This is a genomic window from Asticcacaulis benevestitus DSM 16100 = ATCC BAA-896 (assembly GCF_000376105.1).
Taxonomy (GTDB): domain Bacteria; phylum Pseudomonadota; class Alphaproteobacteria; order Caulobacterales; family Caulobacteraceae; genus Asticcacaulis; species Asticcacaulis benevestitus.
This window is the reverse complement of record NZ_AQWM01000001.1, coordinates 386,488-406,333: the sequence shown is the minus strand read 5'-3', so window position 1 is coordinate 406,333 and position 19,846 is coordinate 386,488. Positions and strand designations below refer to the sequence as shown.

The 19,846-nt window shown below is 58.0% G+C and carries 13 protein-coding genes; 7 read left to right on the top strand and 6 right to left on the bottom strand.

The window, feature by feature from the left end; all coding sequences use genetic code 11:
• Nucleotides 1–4,152, bottom strand: coding sequence for a YhdP family protein (locus B060_RS0101985; RefSeq protein ID WP_155847541.1), 4,152 nt, complete (start codon nt 4,150–4,152; stop codon nt 1–3).
• Nucleotides 4,153–4,322: 170 nt separating this feature from the next.
• Between B060_RS0101985 and B060_RS0101980 the strand changes: the two genes are divergently transcribed.
• The 4 genes from B060_RS0101980 to B060_RS23725 all read left to right on the top strand — a co-directional run bounded on the left by B060_RS0101980 (nt 4,323) and on the right by B060_RS23725 (nt 7,920).
• Nucleotides 4,323–4,817, top strand: a complete 495-nt coding sequence (locus B060_RS0101980; protein ID WP_018080073.1) for a peroxiredoxin — start codon at nt 4,323–4,325, stop codon at nt 4,815–4,817.
• A 308-nt stretch (nt 4,818–5,125) separates the two neighbouring features.
• The gene (locus B060_RS0101975) at nt 5,126–6,268 is read left to right on the top strand and encodes a M23 family metallopeptidase (protein ID WP_026172521.1); all 1,143 of its coding nucleotides are present in this window, start codon (nt 5,126–5,128) and stop codon (nt 6,266–6,268) included.
• A complete protein-coding gene (locus B060_RS0101970; RefSeq protein WP_018080071.1) occupies nt 6,252–6,794 on the top strand; it encodes a bactofilin family protein in 543 nt (180 codons plus the stop codon). Before B060_RS0101975 ends, B060_RS0101970 begins: the two co-directional genes overlap by 17 nt.
• A 124-nt stretch (nt 6,795–6,918) precedes the next feature.
• Nucleotides 6,919–7,920 carry a YihY/virulence factor BrkB family protein gene (locus B060_RS23725; RefSeq protein ID WP_018080070.1) on the top strand — a complete coding sequence of 334 codons (1,002 nt, stop codon included), beginning with the start codon at nt 6,919–6,921 and terminating at the stop codon, nt 7,918–7,920.
• A 78-nt stretch (nt 7,921–7,998) separates the two neighbouring features.
• Here B060_RS23725 and prfB read toward each other — a convergent pair.
• From prfB to B060_RS0101950, 3 genes are all read right to left on the bottom strand, one after another.
• A protein-coding gene (gene prfB, locus B060_RS0101960; protein ID WP_155847542.1) for a peptide chain release factor 2 occupies nt 7,999–9,112 on the bottom strand; the annotation gives its coding sequence in 2 pieces (ribosomal slippage) (nt 7,999–9,042 and nt 9,044–9,112; 1,113 coding nt in all).
• Nucleotides 9,113–9,190: 78 nt separating this feature from the next.
• The gene (locus B060_RS0101955; RefSeq protein ID WP_018080068.1) at nt 9,191–11,575 is read right to left on the bottom strand and encodes a penicillin-binding protein 1A; all 2,385 of its coding nucleotides are present in this window, start codon (nt 11,573–11,575) and stop codon (nt 9,191–9,193) included.
• A 270-nt stretch (nt 11,576–11,845) separates the two neighbouring features.
• The gene (locus B060_RS0101950) at nt 11,846–13,075 is read right to left on the bottom strand and encodes an N-acetylmuramoyl-L-alanine amidase family protein (RefSeq protein ID WP_018080067.1); all 1,230 of its coding nucleotides are present in this window, start codon (nt 13,073–13,075) and stop codon (nt 11,846–11,848) included.
• Between the two features lie 600 nt (nt 13,076–13,675).
• Between B060_RS0101950 and B060_RS0101945 the strand changes: the two genes are divergently transcribed.
• The 3 genes from B060_RS0101945 to B060_RS0101935 all read left to right on the top strand — a co-directional run bounded on the left by B060_RS0101945 (nt 13,676) and on the right by B060_RS0101935 (nt 18,757).
• Nucleotides 13,676–16,420 carry an Rne/Rng family ribonuclease gene (locus B060_RS0101945; protein ID WP_026172518.1) on the top strand — a complete coding sequence of 915 codons (2,745 nt, stop codon included), beginning with the start codon at nt 13,676–13,678 and terminating at the stop codon, nt 16,418–16,420.
• 118 nt (nt 16,421–16,538) lie between these two features.
• Entirely contained in the window at nt 16,539–17,960 is a 1,422-nt protein-coding gene (locus B060_RS0101940; protein ID WP_018080065.1) for a M48 family metalloprotease, read from the top strand.
• Nucleotides 17,961–17,971: 11 nt separating this feature from the next.
• Complete coding sequence (locus B060_RS0101935) at nt 17,972–18,757, top strand: DsbA family protein (protein ID WP_018080064.1); 786 nt, start codon at nt 17,972–17,974, stop codon at nt 18,755–18,757.
• On the opposite strand, the gene B060_RS0101930 is transcribed toward B060_RS0101935, so the two are convergent.
• Nucleotides 18,754–19,554: a thiazole synthase gene (locus B060_RS0101930; RefSeq protein WP_018080063.1), complete on the bottom strand. Its 801-nt coding sequence runs from the start codon at nt 19,552–19,554 to the stop codon at nt 18,754–18,756. The two genes, B060_RS0101935 and B060_RS0101930, sit on opposite strands and share 4 nt — an antisense overlap.
• On the bottom strand, nt 19,554–19,751 hold the full coding sequence (gene thiS / locus B060_RS0101925) for a sulfur carrier protein ThiS (protein ID WP_026172516.1): 198 nt from the start codon (nt 19,749–19,751) through the stop codon (nt 19,554–19,556). Before thiS ends, B060_RS0101930 begins: the two co-directional genes overlap by 1 nt.
• Between the last annotated feature and the right edge of the window lie 95 nt (nt 19,752–19,846).

Genomic DNA, 19,846 nt, shown 5'->3' with positions numbered 1-19,846 from the left:
CTACTTCTTCGGCTTCTTGTCGTTCTCTTCGCGCAGGTCTTCCAGCTTGTCTTCCAGCGTGGGCAGGTCCAGCGCCGGGAACGCGTCCTGACGGCCAGCTTCGAACCACACCTTCATAAAGCCCGGCAGAATAACCGACAGCGGATTGACCTTCGCTTCGGGGGCTTTTTGCGTGCCACGCAGGCTGTACTTTATACCGACCAGCCCCAGTCCGTTCGATTTCATATCGCCGAAGATGGCGTTGACGCTATAGGCCGGAATGATCGTGCCGCTCATATTAAGCGCTTTTGAATCGAGATCGGTGGTACCCCAGGCATTAATACCGAGCGCTTCGCCCTTGGCATAACCGTTTCGGATGAACAACACATTGTCCTTGTAGCGGATAGGAAAATCGAAGTCGCGGAACAGGATACCATCCCCCACCAGCGTGTCGTTCAGGCCCTGCAAGGAGGCAACCGTCAGCAATTGCGCCAGAACCGGTATCTGCTTGACGCGGATATCATGACCACGCAGGGACGCATCGACCTGCCCATTGGCATAGACACCGTCAAAAACCGCCACACCGCCCTTGACGTTGCGATTACCCGACCCGGTTTCGATGACATTGCCGAGATTGCCGGTCTTCAGAGTGAACAGGCTGTACGCGCTCTCATTGCTGACGGTGAGCGACAACGGGCTGCCATCCATGGTCAGGCCTGAACCTGTGCCGGCCAGACCATTAGCGCCATCCCAGGTCAGGTCGAGATTGACGTCGCCGAAAGCGCCGTCCCTGGCCATGCGTAATTGTGCCAGATCCACGACAAGATGGGTGGCGGGTACAGGCGACGCCTCACCGGCGATCATGTCCGCGGGCTTGGCAGGCACGATCTTGCTCACCGTGCGTTCGTGCGTGGCGTCCAGCCATGGCCGCAGATCAAGCTGCTGGCCGCTCACCGACATCACATTGGTGTTCTGGTCAGGCACAGCATAATATTTGAAGGCGACGTCGATAAAATCCTTCAAGTGGAGCTTTGAGAAATCGGCAAATTCCAGAACGCCACCTTTGGAGAACGAAGCGCGGCCATCGATCCCGACATGCTCGCCCTCACCATAGATACGTGACAGGTTGGTGCCGCCGCCCTCGCCCCGATCATCAAGGCTGACCGCGAACGCCGCCGCTTCACCGACAGGCTTGACCCAGTCCGTGGCGCGGACGCCTAGTTGCGCCTGGGTAGCATCAAGATTAAGCACGGCCGCCGGCTGTCCCGGTGTATCGTAGAGACTGAAGATCAGCCCCACCTTGCCGCTGATATGCACCGGATCCTGAGAGTAACCCAGCCCCGCAAGGACAGCGTCATTGGCTGTGCCGCGCACCTGTAATTCATAAGGAAAGCTGGTATTGGGCAGCATGATCGGCGGCGGGTTATTTTTGCCTTTCAGCGGCATGTCGAAATCAATCGTCTGATCAAGCAGCCGGACCTGCCCGGTCAGAAGCGTGTCAGTCTGTTGCCAGAATGCCGTGACATCGAGCGGCGACGGCGGTGTGAAAAATGCTTTCGGCAAACCCAGCGTGTACCAGTCATCCGGCATCACCTTCATGGAGAGGCGACGCTGGACCTCGTCACTGCCCGGAATTTCAGACCAGCCGAGCGTGGCGTTCATCTGGTCGAGCTTAAGCAGAGCTTCTTTCGATTGACCATCGAGCGAAATATTGACCGTCAGGTGGCGCGCTTCGCTGAACATCGGCAAGGCGCCGTAACCCAGGTCTTCCGCCTCTTCCGGGGTGATCACAGACTTGTAGACCAGCCGTGGGCGCGTGCCCTGAATATAAGCGATATCGCCCGACAGGCTTTCGGCTTCCAGTTCGCCACTCCAGATATCGCCGGAGCGCAAAAGGGACACACGGGTCGGCAGTTCGCGCTTGAGATGCTCGAAGATGGGCAGCCCTTGCGCTTCCATGCCTTCGCCCAGCGTCACGCCTTCGATCAGCATTTCCGAAGGACGCTCTTCCGCGCCTTCCGGATTGCCCTGCCAACTGACATCCCCCCGGAAGATATCGGAGTCGATCTTGCCTTGCCCCTTGCGGTTAGCGACGGTAAAGTTGCCCTTAATCGCCACGGGCACGCGAGGCGATCCACCAAACTGCGCGGCGTTGAAATGACCTTTGAAATCGATGAGCTGAGTCTTGGGCTCCATCTGCGTGCGATAGGTGACATCACCATAATAGGGGCCGAGGTTCGCGGGACCACTAACGGATAAGGTATTGGCCAGCAGGTCCCCCTCGACGACCAATGTGCCTTCGGTCATGTCCCAGCCGAGCGCTGCCTGCTTGAAGGCACCATTGGCAACATTGGCTTTGAAGGTCAGGCCGAAATTGTTATTGGTGATATGGCCGTAGATGGGGAAATAGATTTCAACATGGGCCTGGGCCGCGCCACTCAGGCGCTCACGCGTCAGGCCGTTTTTGCTTAGTTGGTGGCCCGTCACCGGATCAATGGCTTCGATAACGCTCGGCACGTCGGCCTCACTATCAATAGCAATGCGCATATCCGCCTGGCGGTCGCGAAAATCGGGCACGCTCAGCCTGCCCTTGGTAAGTCTGACATCGACCAGGCGACCGCTGTCTACGTCCATGAAGAAGCTGTTGCCGAACAATTGCCCGTGGCCTGACAGTTCGGTAGCATTTTTCAGACGATCTTCGAGATAGACTTCAAGATTCTGGAAATCGAAGTCGAGGCGCAAATTTTCATTTTCCAGATTATGGAAATCACCCGGCGCCGCCTTGAGCACAAAATCAGCATTGGCGAAATCCCCCCCCTTGATGCGCTCGATCAGCGTACCGCGCGTACCGGGGGACAGATCTTCCGGCCAGAAGGCGAACACCTCTTCCTTGGTAAAGCGCCCCTTGATCTGCGCCGTCAGATCTGCGCCCAGTTGGCCCTGATCGTCCGTATAGACCGTGCCCTGGCTTTGCAGCGGCGCACCATTCAAAAGACCCGTAACGCTTTCATAACGCAAGCGATTCTGCTTCGGAATATAGTAGCCTTTGATTTTCACCTTGGTCAGCGTCTGCATGGCGAAGTCATCGGCCAGGCGCCCGGTGACGCGAGGCCCGTTGAAATCAAAGGCCAGGGTCAGATCACGCTTGAGCTTTTTATCCTGTGGCTGGAAGACGACGCGCCCCTTGAGGTCCGTATCCAGCAGGGACGACTTGACGTGGAAGGTCTGGAACAAAGCCGTATGGTTGGCTGAAGTATAGTTGGCCCGGATGCGCGCTTCGGAAAAGGTCTGGTGGAAATCGCCGATATCCACCCGCCCCGCACCGGCGCTGATATCGAAAGCAGCCCCCTCAAAGCCATTTTTTTTGCTGTAATCAATACGTGCCACACCATCGACGGGCGCATTGACGCCCGCCAGGGCGCGGCTCAGGCCGATTGACGGGAAAACCCGGCTCGGTGTCAAATGGTGGAGATTGGCGGTGATCGTCGCCTTGTTCAGCCCCACCACGCCGGAGGCTTCCATTTTGAGAGTCGCAGGTGTCGCGGCATCCATGCCAAGCCCCTGAATCGCCAGATCGACGTGGCCATTCATCTTGCCGTGCAACTTCGAGAAATCGATGGTCGAGACATTGGCCGTCCAGTCGAGGGGCGCACCCTGCTGGATCATACGTATCTGGCCATTTCTAAGGCTGAGCTGGCGCGTGAAGCTGGCGGGGCTGCCTAATTTTTCCGGTCCGGTCAGGTCATAGAAAAACTTCGACAAGCCAGACGCATGCCCCGGCTTGCCCTGAGCCTCATAGCCCAGATCATAGCGACCTTCTTTCGAGATTGAAGCCGCAACAAAAAAATCCTCGGCGGTCAGACGCGCCGGCGCCAGGTGCGCCACAATGAGACTATCGGCCGCCAGAGCCGCTTCCAGCTTGCCGGCTCGGGCGATAATGCGGTTTTTGCGATCGGTAATGATCAGCTCTTCAATACGAAACCCGAGCGCGCGGGCATCACCAAACCACACCAGGTCCAGATGTTTGATGGTGGCATCCGTGCGCGGTAACTGCGTCTCCAAGCGCGAAATGATAATCGACTTGATGGCGTCGACGCGTATAGGCCCCTGCCCCAGCCGCACTCCCAGAATGACGACCATGAACACGACCCATCCGAACACGAAAAGGCGCAAACGCTTCCTTATGATGTCGAAATAATTCTTCACTTATGTCTGGACGGGTTCATCAATTAAGGCTGTAAAGCAGGGCGGGTGGAAATCTATAGACGGGTTGCGACAAAAGAGCGTTAACGCGCACCATCTTACCCCTGTCTTCATCTTTAAATACTGAGCAAGGCTATGTCATGGCGAAATCACCAAAAACTGTAACTTCTTTTACGCCCTATCCCGCGCCAGACTTTAACCTGGCCTCCAGCGATGGTGAAAATGTCAGCCTTTCAGGTCTAAAAGGTGACTGGACCGTGCTGTTCATCTACCCCACGGACAACACACCGACCTGTACGCAGGAGGCATGCGACTTTTCCGCCGCCCTGCCCGAATTTGAAACACTCGGAGTCAAATTGTTCGGCCTGTCAAAGGACAGTCTGAAGGACCACGCCAAGTTCATTACCAAGTACGGCCTGAAAATGCCGCTTCTGTCCGATCCGGAGACAACAACCATCGACGGATTTGGCGCCTGGGGCGAGAAAACGCTCTACGGACGCGTCTATATGGGCACGGATCGCTCGACCTTTATTATCGACCCTCAAGGTTTGATCAGGCAAGACTGGCACAAGGTCAAGATTAAAGGCCATATCGACGATGTTTTGGCGGCAACCAAGGCATTGATGTCAAAATAAGTCATATTAATGCCAGTTTAATAAACATTCCGTGACGCCACAGCCCTTGAGAACAAGGTCCCGGAAGCAAATGTGGCTACATATCCCAGGAGGCGAATTTTACGGCAGTGTCCAGCGGCATCAATCTTGAAACAGTTCTGACCAGAGCATTCATATTGGGACACAGGACATGAGCGATCAACCGAACACTCTGTTTATTATAAGTTTTGTGTCCATCGCCGCCGCCGTTAAGGGGCATCAGCGATATATACCTTGCGCAACTATCGCCACGAAGGCATAATTAACAGAAGGTTTAGGTGGCGGCGGTGATGAGTAAGACAAGCTTGGGACGCCTGGGCGGCTGGATGGAATCTATATTTCCGGAACGTCAGCTTTACATCCGTTCAGGCACGGAAACTCACGGTTATGTTTTAAGTCCGGGCAAACAACTTGTCCTGATGGTTTTGGTGTCGGCGTTGATCACCTGGCTAGCCATCTCCACCGGTTTCACCCTCTTTTTCGCTGCAAATCACGGTGCCGGCTCTGAGAACCAGATGCGCATGATGAAGGCACAGTCCGAGCGCTGGATCGCCGACCGTCAGGCCCGTCTCGACATGGCCACCAATCAGGCCACCGCCAATTCCGGTTCGCTGGAGCAACTGGCCAAGACTGTCGAAAACCGCCATCAGGGCCTGGTCACGCTTCTAAAAGACTTCAAGGGCGTGCCCGGCGCTATGGCTGCCCTTGCCCCGACACCTATCGATGACAGCCTTCCGCCTGTCGAGCGCATTTATTCGGTACGCGCCGAACAGGAACGCATGGTGGCCCAGGCCGAAGTCTTCGCCAAGACCCGCGCTGAAAAGCTGCGCCTTGCCTACCGACTGGCCGGCCTCAACCCGCAGGCCTTCGCGGGTAGCGGCACCGGCAGCCCGCTGACCAGTTCCAAAGACAACAAGGTGCTGGCAAGCTTCCTGGGCGTCGATGAAGACTTCGCTGAACGCATTCGCAACGCCGCGATGGATCTGAGCGATATGCGCGGCTTGCAAAATAACGCCGAGCGCATTCCTTTCGGTCGTCCGACCGTGGGCACACGTGAGACCAGCGGTTTTGGTGTACGCTTCGATCCGTTTAACCACCGTCCGAAGATGCACAGTGGCCAGGACTTTTCCGGCGCTTACCTGACGCCGATCTATTCCACCGCGCCGGGCATCATATCCTATGTCGGTGTTCGAACCGGCTACGGCAATGTTGTCGAAATTGACCACGGCAATGGCTTCAAGACCCGCTACGCCCATCTGGCATCCGCTGCCGTTCGATCCGGACAACGTGTCGCTGTCGATCAGCGCATCGCCTCCATGGGCAACACAGGCCGCTCGACCGGCACCCACCTTCATTACGAAGTCTGGCAAAACGGTCGTCCTCAAAACCCCGCACGTTTCTTAAAGGCTGGAGATTATGTTCAACAAAACTAGCAAACCGACCCCGCCCAAGCCGCAACCTGTTCCGGTACCGCCGCTTGAAACGCCCAATATCAACATGAACCGCACTAAACCGGCGTCACCGGTCGCCACTGGCGCCCGCCTGTCGAGCTTCGGCACCGGCCTGCTGATCGAAGGCAACATCACCGGCAACGGCGACCTGCATCTCGATGGCACCGTGCGCGGCGACGTCAAGGTTGGTCATCTGATCGTTGGCGAATCCGGCAATATCGAAGGCAAGGTCGAGGCCGAAACCATCGAAGTACGTGGCCGCGTCGTTGGCTCGATCACGGGCAAACAGATAAAGCTCCAAGCCACCGCCTATGTCGAGGGCGACATCACACACGATCAGCTGGCAATCGATGTCGGCGCCTTCTTCCAGGGCCGTTGCCTGCAAAGCCGCCGCCCTGAACCCGCACCGTCGGTTGCGGCATCGCCCATCGCAACGCCTGCCGCCGCGGATTTCGGCACCCCATCGCTGAACGCATACGATATGAATGCCCTGTCTGACCTGAAGTAGGAATAGACGCGCTTACCGAACACAGCCTTTGAAGGCCGGAGACGTCATTCACTGTCTCCGGCTTTTTTCTTTATATCCTTTGTGCTTTTATCCGCGTTTGTAGATTCTTTCCCGGCGGAAACAGATGACGGATAAACCTCGCAAGCGACCGCCTCTCACCCCCGCGGCATTCTGGTTCATTTTCAAGGAAACGATCCGCGAGTGGAATGACGACAAGGTGCCGCGCCTGGGCGCTGCCCTTGCTTTTTACAGTATGTTGTCGATCGGGCCGCTGCTGCTGATCGTCATCGCCATGGCCGGTCTGGCCTTCGGGCGCGATGCCACCAGCAGCTATATCTTCGATGAGATTCGTGGCCTGATTGGCGATCAGGGCGCAAGCGCCATTCAATCCATGCTGGTCAGCACAAGCAACCCCAAGGCCAGCTACATCGCCAGCGTCATCGGCATCGTGACGCTGATCATCTCGGCCACCAGCTTTTTCGCCCAGCTTCAGGATGCCCTTAACACCATCTGGAACGTTGAGGAACGCGAAAACGGCCATTGGACCTGGTTTATCAAGAAGCGCCTTCTGTCCTTCGCCATGATTATCGGCATAGGCTTTCTGTTGTTGATCGCTCTGATCATCTCGGCCGCGCTGTCGGCTATCAGCGCTTTTTTCGCGGGCCTTGTCCCGATCGCCCTCCTGCTCCACGGCCTCAACCTGTTGATCTCGTTCGCCGTCATTACCGTGCTGTTCGCGATGATCTTCAAGGTCTTGCCGGATGTGCATATCAAATGGCGAGACGTATGGATTGGGGCTGCCATCACCGCGCTGCTCTTCTCGGTCGGCAAGCTTTTGATCGGCATCTATCTGGGCCAGAGCGCCTTCAGTTCGGCCTACGGCGCGGCCGGTTCACTGATTGTGGTGCTGATCTGGATCTATTATTCGACACAGATTTTCTTTCTTGGCGCAGAATTTACCCAGGTCTATTCGCGTTACATGGGCGCGCAAATCATCATCAAGAAAGGTCGCCGCAAGGCGCCTGCACATCTGGCCGCAAACGTCAGCGCCGCCGCAGACAAGACCGATGTGGTCAATGTCGCCAAGACGCCTAACGGCGCGGAAACGGCAACGCCAGAGCTTTAGTTCAGCTCAAGGGCCGCATGGCTCCTCGCGTAAGCTCGGGCGCGCTTCGCGCTTGCCGAAGCTATAGAAACTTTGGAATCAAGCGTCGCGCGTAACGCCGACCCGCTGCGCCAGAGAAGCACCCATAAAGGCATCGAGATCACCATCGAGCACGCCCTGCGTATCCGAGGTTTCGACGTTGGTGCGCAGATCCTTGACCATCTGGTAGGGCTGCAACACGTAGGATCGGATCTGGTGCCCCCAGCCGATATCGGTCTTGGAATCTTCCAGTGCCTGTTGCGCCGCTTCACGTTTTTGCAGTTCCTGCTCGTAAAGACGGGCGCGCAACATCTTCCACGCTTCATCACGGTTGGCGTGTTGCGAACGACCGGCCTGACAGGCGACGGCGATCCCTGTCGGAATGTGCGTCAGGCGCACGGCCGAGTCGGTCTTGTTGATGTGCTGGCCACCGGAACCCGATGCGCGGTAGGTATCGGTGCGGACGTCGGCCGGATTGATGTCAATGACGATGGTATCGTCAACCACCGGATAGACCCAGACCGAAGCAAACGAGGTGTGGCGCTTGGCGTTGGAATCGAACGGCGAAATACGCACAAGCCGGTGGACGCCGGCTTCCGTCTTCAACCACCCATAAGCATTCTCGCCCTTGATCTGCAAGGTGATCGACTTGATGCCGGCCTGCTCGCCCTGCGTTTCTTCCTCGACCTCGATCGTCATGCCGTGCGCCGTGGCCCAGCGGCTGTACATGCGCAGCAGGATGCCGGCCCAGTCGTTGGATTCGGTGCCGCCGGCGCCGGAATTGATTTCGAGATAGGCGTCATTGCCGTCGGCTTCGCCGGACAGCAGGGCTTCGAGTTCGGCGCGCGCGGTGCGGGACTTGATGTCCTTAAGCAGGCTGCGCGCCTCCTCGATCAAGCTTTCATCGCCTTCCATATCGCCCAGTTCAGCGAATTCGATGGCGTCTTTCAGCTCTTTTTCAATCGACAAAACCGACTGGACCGAGGCCGCCAGCTTGTTGCGTTCGCGCATGAGGGTCTGCGCGGCTTCAGGCTTGTCCCACAGGGTCGGATCTTCCGACTTGGCATTTAATTCGTCGAGACGACGCAGCGCGACATCCCAGTCAAAGACGCCTCCTGAGCAGTCCGATGGACTGCTCGATCTCGGAAGCGGACGCTTCGATATCCAAACGCATAATTTGTTCCTGAATGATCAGATTTGTCGGGCGGGTTTACAGAGCGTCGCCTTAAAAGACAAGCCGTAAAGAACGCCTCTAGTAAAGCGGCGTGGCGTCCTCGGCCTGCCGCTTCTTCGGCGGCGGTGGCGGTTCCTCGGCCGGCACAACCGTTACAGGCCCACCGTTATCGCCATCATCCGTCCAGGTGTCGAGATAGGGCTTGGGACCGTCATCGCTCTCCGGCGCCGCATTATATTTAGGCTCCGTACCCGGCTTGAAAGCCTCTTCCATACCGCGCACCGACATATAGACCGCGTCTTTTGGCTTATTGAACTGGCGGATCGGCTTGCCCGCATTGGCATTCTTCATGAAGTCCATCCAGATCGGCAAGGCCGCGACAGCACCTGTCTCATGGTTGCCAAGCGAACTGTTGTCGTCGAAGCCAACAAAGACGCCGACCACCAGTTCCGCCGTATAGCCGACGAACCACGCGCTGCGATAGTCGTTGGTCGTGCCAGTCTTGCCGCCCATCGGGATGCCGAGCGAACGCGCCGCCGCACCCGTGCCGCGCTGGATCACGCCCTGCAACATCGAATTGACTTCGTAAGCCGTGATCGGATCGAGCACGACGTCCCCTTGCGGCTGGAGACGCGGACTCTCAAGTCCGTCGAAATCCGCTGTACAGGCTGAAGGACAGACGCGCTCATCGGCCTTATAGACCACCTTACCGTTACGATCCTGCACCTCGTCGATCAAATGCGGCTTCACCTTGCGACCCCCGTTGACGAAGATCGAGTAGGCATTGGTCAGGCGGTATGGATTGACTTCGCCAGCCCCCAAAACCATCGACATTTCGTTCGGCATCTTGTCGAGCACGCCGAAATTGACGATGCCCTGCGTCACCGGCTTGATGCCAACCTTTTGCGCTAGGCGCACGGTCATCAGGTTGCGCGACAGCTCAAGTCCGCGACGGATCGGCTGCATGCCCAGATAGTCGTGCTCATAGTTCTCGGGCGACCATTGCTTGCCATCCCCGCCCATCATGCTGATCGGACCGTCATCGACCAGGGAGGCAGGCGTGAAATCCTTAGAGAGAGCCACAGCATAGACGAACGGCTTGATCGAAGAGCCCGGCTGACGTTGCGCCATGGTGGCGCGATTGAACTTCGACAGCGAATAGGAATAACCGCCGACCATCGCCACGATGCGACCCGAATAGGGATCGACCGCGACCAGAGAACCATTGACCTTCGGAACCTGACGCAGGCGATAAACACCCTTGGTGTCTTCGGAGACATAAACCAGATCGCCGGCTTTCAGGCCGCGTGTCGCCTGCGCCCACGCCAAATCATCACCGCGGATAGAGCCATGGCCACCGTCAATGGCGCGCACGGCGCCGGAGCTTTTCTCGATCAGGCCAATCTGCCAGTTCGGACGCTCCGAAGGGGCGCGGCGTGATTCCGGCAGTTTGTCTTCCGCCGCCTCGGCCTCGCCTTCCCATGTGTCCGTGACCGGAATATTGGACCATGCGCCACGCCAACCATGGCGACGATCATAGGTTTCCAGCCCCGTCATCAGGGCTTCACGCGCCATAGTCTGCAACTTGGGATCAAGCGTCGTCTTGACGTAGTAACCGTCGGTATAGATGGCGTCGTTGAAAAGCCGCTTGGCGCGCAGTTCGACTTCACTGACGAAATAGTCGGCGTCCTGGTACTTGGCGCGACGCGGCTTGTCCTGGATGACAAGATCTTCCTTCATCGCCGCTTCAGCTTCGGCACGGCCGACCCAACCGGCCTTGAGCATTTCGCCGATCACCCAGTTGCGACGCGCGATCGCAGCGGCCTTGTGGGTCGAGGGACGATAGTTTTCCGGCCCCTTGGGCAAGGCGCCAAGAAACGCCAGTTCGCTTAAGGACAACTCATCCAGCGACTTGCCGAAATAGTTGAACGCGGCGGCACCAACGCCATAAGAGCGATAACCGAGGTAGATGTCATTGAGATACAGCTCAAGAATCTGCTCTTTCGGCAGAGAGTTTTCCAGCCGGCGCGCAAGAATGACTTCCTTGAGCTTGCGGCCGACCGTGCGCTCATTGTTCAGCAACAGGTTCTTGGCGACCTGCTGGGTGATGGTCGAGCCACCTTCAAAGCGTTTGCCACGCAAAAGGTTGAAGACGTTCTTAGCCATGGCGCGCGATACGCCGCTGACATCAACGCCATTGTGAGTGAAGAAATTGCGGTCTTCGGCGGCAAGGAAGGCCTGCGTCACGCGCGTCGGCATCCGGCTGTAAGGCACGTAGATACGGCGTTCCTGGCCATATTCACCGATCAGCGTGCCGTCCCAGGCAAAAACGCGTGCCGAGGTCACCGGGTGGAAGTCGGCCAGTTCGCTGCCATCGGGCATGTCATGGAAAAGCCAGGCGGCATAGACCGCGACCGCGAAGCCCGCAATGGCCACAGCCGTCATCACGGCGACACCAGCCATGGCAAACCAACGCTCAGACGACCTTAGCAAGCGACCTCCAACACAACAGATGTGCGTCCCGCATCCCCACATAGCCGCCCGACGGGCGGCTCAAGACACGTTTACCCTTACACTTAGCAAACCGCAGGCATTAGGCAAAGCCATTCGGATAAATTTCATCACCAGGAGCAAGCGACGACCAAAAGCTGCTCCCGGCGGATTTCAGAACAAAGAAAAGGCCCTGTCGAAAGCGACAGGGCCTTATATATTTCAGAGACTTAAGCTTGAAACTTAATTCAGGCCCGCAAAGGAGGCATACTGAACATTATTGGCGAAATACAGATCAATCGCCTTGGCCACCTGCCCCATCATGATGGCGCGATGGCGCGAATCATTGAGCATGGCCTCATCCTTCGCATTGTTCACAAAGCCCATTTCCAGCAGCACAGCCGGCACATCGGGCGCCAGCAGGACGAACAAACCGGCCTGGCGCAGATTGGTCTTCAGCAACGGCGTGCTTTCGCTGATATTGTCCATGACCAGTTGCGCAAAAGTGGCCGAACGGTTCTTGGTGGCGCGCTGTGTCAAATCGATCAGGATACGGTTGACCATGGCATCGGTCGAAGCGCCGTCGGCCAGGGACCAATCGCCCTTGACCAAAGCTTTTCGGGCGGCGCGTTCAGTGCCTGAATCCGACAGGGTGTAGATCGAGGCGCCACTAGTGTCGCCGTTGCCGCCAGCATCGGAATGCAGCGAAATGAACAGGTCGGCGTCAGCAGAGCGGGCGATGCGGACGCGGGCAGCGAGATCGACAAAGCTGTCGGTGTCGCGCGTCATGATCACCGTGTAGCGTCCAGTCCTGGTGAGCGCGTCGCGCAGCGCCTTGGCGGCGGCCAGATTAACGTCCTTTTCATAGGTATTGCCACCGAGCGCGCCGGGATCCTTGCCGCCGTGACCGGCATCGATGACGACGATCTTCTTGGTGCGCATCTTGGTAGCGGCCAGTTGCGTCTGGCTTTGCACAGTCGTAGGAATGACCGGCACGGGTGCGACCTTAGGCGTCGAGATGTCGGTATTTTGCGGCACCACATCGATCACATAACGATAGACGCTGATGCCATCGGCTGGCGGCAGAAGAAAACGGCGATAGATCTTGGCGCCGGATTTGAAGTTCAGCTTCAGGCGAGTGCTGCCAGCGACATTATCAATACGCCAGTCCTTGACCAGCCCCTGCCCCTGTCCGCTCATGGCATCGCCTAGGTCAATATCGGGCAGGGCGATAACCTGACGCGACGTTTCACCTTCGCGCGTCACGACCTGGCCAGCGACGCTCTTGCCGAGTTCGATGACGATACGTGTCTGCGAGGCGTCACCGCCCATGCGAACCTTGACGACATCGCCGCTTTGAGCCACATCCGCCATGGCAGGCTGAACAACAAGCGCGCCCGTGCATAGGACACCAGCCAGCGTCATCGCCTTAAGGGCTCTTTTCGCACCGGCGAAGATATTGTGTCGCTTCATAATCACTCTACGCACCACATTCTGTGTTTTTAACCCATAGGGTATTTGCTTATTCCCATCACAATGCCACAGGGATGTAGAAATACGATTAAAGGGTACGGTTACTGTTCTTTTTACATTTTTAGTTTCCAACTCATTAATGATGTGTCGGATTTAACGCGCTCAAAGAATTAGATTGACGTATTCCCCATTTTGCGGACATGTGACAAATGGGTATCGCCCTTTATGAGTCCGGTCAAAGCGCAGACTTTTCGCCGACTTATATGACGAACCCTTGTGATGACGGGAATGCGCTACCATCTCGCTCTCATGCCGGTCCTGCGGTTACCGCCGGATAGGCTGAAAGCGCCTTTCGCCCGGAACCAGCATCACGGCCTTATAGAATTGCGCGGCTTTTTACGCGCAGACACGAGTTTGGAACTATACTTTAAATGGGCTGCGCCTTGAGCCTCCGTAACGGATTTTCAGCGAAGACAGATGTCAGAGACGTCATCTTCGCCTGCGCGCGCCTGCACACCCCCTATCAGCGCCACGCCTTTTTCCCCGCAAAGCCGAGGCTTTCGCGGTTGGATGCGTCCGAGCGCTCCGGAGATACCTTTAATGTCAAAAACAATGTTAATCGACTCGACGCACACGGAAGAGACCCGTGTCGTCGTTATGAACGGCTCACGGGTTGAAGAGTTCGATTTCGAAAGCCACGCAAGAAAACAACTCCGCGGCAATATCTATCTCGCCAAGGTCACTCGCGTAGAACCCAGTCTGCAGGCAGCGTTCGTCGAATACGGCGGCAATCGTCATGGCTTTCTGGCCTTCAACGAAATCCATCCTGACTACTATCAGATCCCGGTCGCTGACCGCGAGAAACTGATTGCCGAGTTGCAACAGGCGGCCCACGCCAACAATCATGGTGATGACGAAGGCGACGACGAAGATCACGATGACGACAGCGACGATCTGCCCGATGAAGAGCGCCGCCTGCGCCAGCACCTGATCCGCCGCTACAAGATTCAGGAAGTCATCAAGCGGCGCCAGATCCTGCTTGTTCAGGTCGTCAAGGAAGAGCGTGGCAACAAGGGCGCTGCCCTCACCACCTATATGTCGCTGGCCGGCCGCTATTGCGTGCTGATGCCGAACACAGCGCGTGGTGGCGGCATTTCGCGCAAGATTACCAACAGCGCCGATCGCAAGCGCCTCAAGACTCTGGTGCAGAGCCTTGATGTGCCGCATGGTATGGGCCTGATTGTCCGCACGGCAGGCGCCAAGCGCACCAAGCTGGAAATCAAGCGCGACTATGATTACCTACTGCGGGTCTGGGAAACCATCCGCGAAACGACGCTGAAGTCCAACGCGCCCGCCCTGATCTATGAAGAAGAAGATCTCGTCAAGCGCGCCATCCGCGACTTGTTTGACAAGGATTTTGACGGCGTGCTGGTCGAGGGCGAGGACGGTTACCGCTCCGCCAAGGACTTCATGCGGATGATCATGCCCTCACAGGCCAAGAAAATCCAGCTCTACAAGGCCAACACGCCGCTGTTTGCGCGCTATGGCGTCGAAGACCTGATCTCGAAAATTTATTCGCCTGTCGTGCCGTTGAAATCGGGCGGCTATCTGGTCATCAACCAGACGGAAGCCCTCGTCGCTATCGACGTCAACTCCGGCAAGTCGACCAAGGAACGCAATATCGAGGCCACGGCCTTAAAGACCAATATGGAAGCCGCCGAAGAATCGGCGCGCCAGATGCGCCTGCGCGATCTCGCCGGCTTGGTCGTCATCGACTTCATCGACATGGATGAATCGAAGAACAACCGCTCGGTCGAAAAGAAGCTGAAGGACGCGCTCGCCGAAGACCGCGCCCGTATCCAGATGGGCAAGATTTCCGGCTTCGGCCTGATGGAAATCAGCCGCCAGCGCCGCCGCACCGGTTTCCTGGAAGGCACCACCATTGTCTGCCCGCACTGTGAAGGTCAGGGCCGGATCCGCTCCGTCGATTCCGCCGCCCTTTCGGCGATGCGCAAGATCGACATGGAAGCCATGCAAAATGGCGCCGGCGCCATCACGGTCAAGCTGCCGATGGATGTGGCGCTCTACATCCTCAACGAAAAGCAGGTTCACCTCGCCAAGCTGCGCCTCGAATGGGGCCTGAAGGTCAATGTCGAAATCGACACCGATCTTGGCCACACCGACGCGCAGATCGTCCGCACGGTCCATGCCGATGAGGTCGATTTCGTTGCTCCGGTCCGTCCCGAGCCCATCGCCTTCGACACCACGCCCGACGTGGCAGAAGACGAGGAGATCGATGACGAAATCATCGAGTCCGACGAAGATGAGGAAGATGATGGCGAAAAGCGGCCGGAACGTGGTGAGCGCGCCGAGCGCCCGGAACGCGAAGACCGCGAGGGCGGTCGTAACGGCAAACGTCGTCGTCGTCGCCGTGGCGGCCGTGATCGTGACAGTGATGAGCGTCCTGCTGTCGCCGCCAATACGGAAGCTTCCGAAAGTGAAGACGACGGTGAAGACGATGACAGCATCGGCGAAGATGGCTTCCGCAAGGGCCGCCGCCGTCGTGGCCGTCGGGGTGGCCGCCGTGCCGGCTTCGATAGCCGTCCGCGCGAAACCTATAGCTGGGTGCGTGCTCGCACGCCTTCGCTTGAGGCGCCGTATGTCTGGATCGACCCGTTTGAAGAGCAGCAAAGGCGCGAACAATCGGAGTCGTCCGAGCGTCCGCAACGCAACCCGGCGCCGGTAAATGCGGAATTGGCCCTCGGTGCTGAAAGCACGCAACCGATCTCACTCGTGCCGGAAGCGCTGCGCGACCAGCCAGCGCCCAAGCGCCAGCGTCCGCCGCGTCGTAGCCGCAGAGGCGGGTCTGTTGTTGAATCGTCGGTCGATGAGGCCGCCGCGGAAAACAACACCGCGCCTATGCCCTTGACCAAGGATGTCAATATCGACCCCGAGGCCGCGTTCGCCGCCTCCGAGCCGCCGCATCTGCCAGTCGAGGAGATAGCTCCGCCGGCACGTAAAACGCGCTCACGCAAAAAGGTGGTCGAGGCGGAAGCCGAAGCCCCGGCCGCTGTCGAGGCCCCTGTTGCCGAAGTGCCAGTTGGCGAAGTGGTCGCCGAGCCTGTCAAGGCGCCGGCCCGCGCCAGCCGCAGCCGCGCCAAGAAGGTTGTCGAGGCCGCTACTGTGGTGGAACCTGTCGTCGTTACCGAGACGATCGTCGCGGCAGCGCCCGAGCCTGTCGTCACCGAGCCGGCGGCAGTCGCACCGGTAATCGCGGCCGAGCCAGACCCGAACGAGATTTCGGCCCCACCTGAAAAGCCAAAGCGTGGCTGGTGGCGCCGCTAATCACTTAAAAGTATAAGCTATCTTATAGGCGGGCATTGATACACATCAGTGCCCGCCTTAGATTTGTCACGCTTCCTGCCTAGATTTCATGACAGGCGGAAACCAGCGGGGTTAGACCATGCAGGCTTATTTTGAGCTGACCAAAAGGATAGGGGGCGCCTCCATAAGGTGCCTGACCACCCTGCTGTCTGCGCTTATCGGCCTGTGCCTCTTCTCTCTGCCTGGCATCGCCCAGGCGCAAAGCGTTATCCGCGACACCGAGATCGAGTCTTTCCTGAAAAGCCAGACGCGGCCCGTGCTGAGCGCTGCCGGTCTCGACGCCGATCGCGTACATTACTTGCTGATCGCCAGTGACGATCTCAACGCCTTCGCCACCTTCGGTTTGCGCATCGGTCTCAACACCGGCCTGATCATGGAAGCCGATACGCCCAACCAGCTTTTCGGCGTTATCGCCCACGAAACCGGCCACTTAAGCGGCGGCCATATGATGCGCACCGATGAGATCGAACGCGCCGCCCGCATGCCCATGGCGGTCTCGCTTGGTCTTGGCGTCATCGCAGCCCTTGCCGGCGCACCCGATGCTGGCGCAAATCTGATGGTCAGTTCGAGCACCTTCGGCACGCTCGGCGCCCTGCATTACATCCAGACCGAGGAATCAGCCGCTGACGCCGCTGGCGTCAAGGCGCTGGAAAAGGCCGGCATGTCGTCGCGCGGCCTGGTCGATTTCTTCTACAAGTTCCGCAATGTCGAAACCTTCAGCAACGCCGATCGCTACGAATTTTTCCGCACCCACCCCCTGTCGCGTGAACGCATCCAGGCTCTGCGTGGCGTCGCCGAACGTCAGCCGCACTATGGCGTGGTCGATAGCCCTGAGACCCTGGCACAATTCGATATCGTCAAGGCCAAGCTGTCCGGCTTCCTCGACAGCCCCCTCAAGACCTTCCAGAAATATCCGGAAAACAACACCTCCTACCCGGCCCGCTATGCCCGTGTCATCGCTACCTACAAGATGGGCAACTGGGATCAGGCCATCGTGCTGCTCGATAAGATGCTGGAAGAGCAGCCTGACAATCCCTACCTGTGGGAACTGAAGGGCCAGATCTATTTCGAGACCGGCCGCGCCGCTTTGGCCAAGCCAGCGCATGAAAAATCGGTATCGCTGATGCCTCAGGCGCCGCTGTTGCAACTCAATCTGGGGCAGACCCTGATTGCCGTCGGCGGCAAGGACAGCCTGAATGAAGCCGTGGAGCATCTCCAGCAGTCAATCAAATACGAGGAAGACGACAGCTTCGCCTGGGAGCAACTGGCTCAGGCCTATGACGGGCTGAATCAGCCGGGTCTGGCACGCCTGTCCACCGCTGAAGCCCAGTTTTACCAAGGTGACTATATGGCGGCCCGCACCTCGGCGGTGTGGTCGCAAAAATATCTCGACGCCACCTCACCCGAATATCGCCGCGCCCGCGATATCGTTATGACCGCCTCTTCCGAAATGGGTATTGCGCCTGTGGAAAAAGAAACGACGCGCCGCCGTCGCAATTAGAAAGCTCTTAAGTGACCGATCCCGACACGCCTCAAGCCGCCCCGCCCATCCGCCCCTATCTTTGGAAGGATGTCTTTTCGCAGGCTAATATCACGACCGGCCTTGCCCTCTTCGCCGTTGTCCTGGCTGGCGCCCCTTATCTCGTACCGCAGGTACAGAGTTTCGTTGTCGAGCACGGCATGCTGAACCGTCCGGCCATGCTGGAAACCGCAAGCAACAAACTGTCAGCCCAGAGAGATGAAGAACGATCGCAGGCCCTGAAGGCCGGCATCAAGAGCCATCACGACTCGCTGTTCAACGACAAGGCCGACCCCATTCTTGGCAATCCGAACGCGCCTATCAAGATCGTCGAGTTCCTTGACTATTATTGCGGCTATTGCCGGGCTTCGACACCGGCGCTCAAGGACTTTTTAGGCGAAAATCCCGACGTCGCCATCATCGTCAAGGAATACCCGGTCATCGGCCAAAACTCCCGCCCCCTGGCGGCACGGGCCTTAGCGGCGGCCCGGCTGGGTCATTATGAGGCTGTGCATTACGCCTTCATGACCGAAGACATCAAATCAGAAGCCGATCTCGATGCCGCGCTCACCAAGGCCGGTGTTGATCCGAAGCAGATCCTAGCCCTCGCCGCCACTCCCGACATCCAGGCGCATATCGACAAGGTGGTGGCGCTCGGCGCTGACATCGGCGCCACCGGCACGCCGACCTTCGTCATCGGTGATCAGGCCATCGATGGCGCCAAGATCGATGCTCTGAAAAAAGCCGTAGAGGCCGCCAGAGCTGCGAATAAGTCCTAGATCAGACCACCTAACGGAGAGGACGGATCGGCGTAGAGCTTGCGCTGCATCCGTCCAGCCAGATAGGCATCACGACCGGCCATGACTGCATACTTCATGGCGCGCGCCATGCGGATCGGGTCTTTCGCCTCGGCAATAGCCGTATTCATCAGCACAGCGTCGCATCCCAGTTCCATGGCTTCTGCTGCTTCTGAAGCTGTGCCAACCCCGGCATCGACCAGCACCGGCACCTTGGCGTTCTCAATGATAATGCGCAGGGTGACAGGGTTCTGGATGCCCAGACCGGAACCGATCGGCGCAGCCAGCGGCATGATGGCGACGGCACCCGCCTCCTCCAGCTTGCGCGCATAGACCGGGTCGTCGCTGCAATAGACCATGACGTCGAAGCCATCCTTCACCAGCAGCTTGAGCGAGCGCAGCGTCTCTTCCATGTCCGGATAGAGTGTCTTGGGATCGGAGAGCACTTCGAGCTTGACCAGATTCCAGCCACCAGCCTCCCGCGCCAAACGCAGGGTACGCACCGCATCCTCACCGGTGAAGCAACCAGCCGTATTGGGCAGATAGGTGAACTCGTCCTGCTTAACGTAATCCATCAGCATGGGCTGATTTGGGTCGGTCAGGTTGACGCGACGCACGGCAACCGTCACGATCTCGGCACCGGAGGCCTTGGCGGCGGCGGCATTCTGGGCATAGTCTTTGTACTTGCCGGTACCGACAATCAGACGCGACGTAAAGGTGCGGCCCGCAACACTCCAGGTCTCTGGCAATGTTTCTGTTTTCAAAGCTTGGTCGTCCATTAGCCGCCTCCTACAAAATGTACAATTTCCACACGGTCGCCATCGGCGATCGCCGTGGACAGATAGGTCGAACGCGGTACGATTTCGAGATTCTTCTCGATGGCCACCTTGCGACCTTCTAGCCCGATTTCATCGATCAGAGCCGTGAGTGTGGTGGCCGTAACCTCCCTTTCCTCACCGTTCAACAGTATTTTCACCATTTTTACGCCATTTTTGCCAAGAAGGGCCTGTTGCAATGCGAGACTAGGCTTGTGAGCCTCTTCCCGACACGTTAGAAGAATTGCTTCGTTGC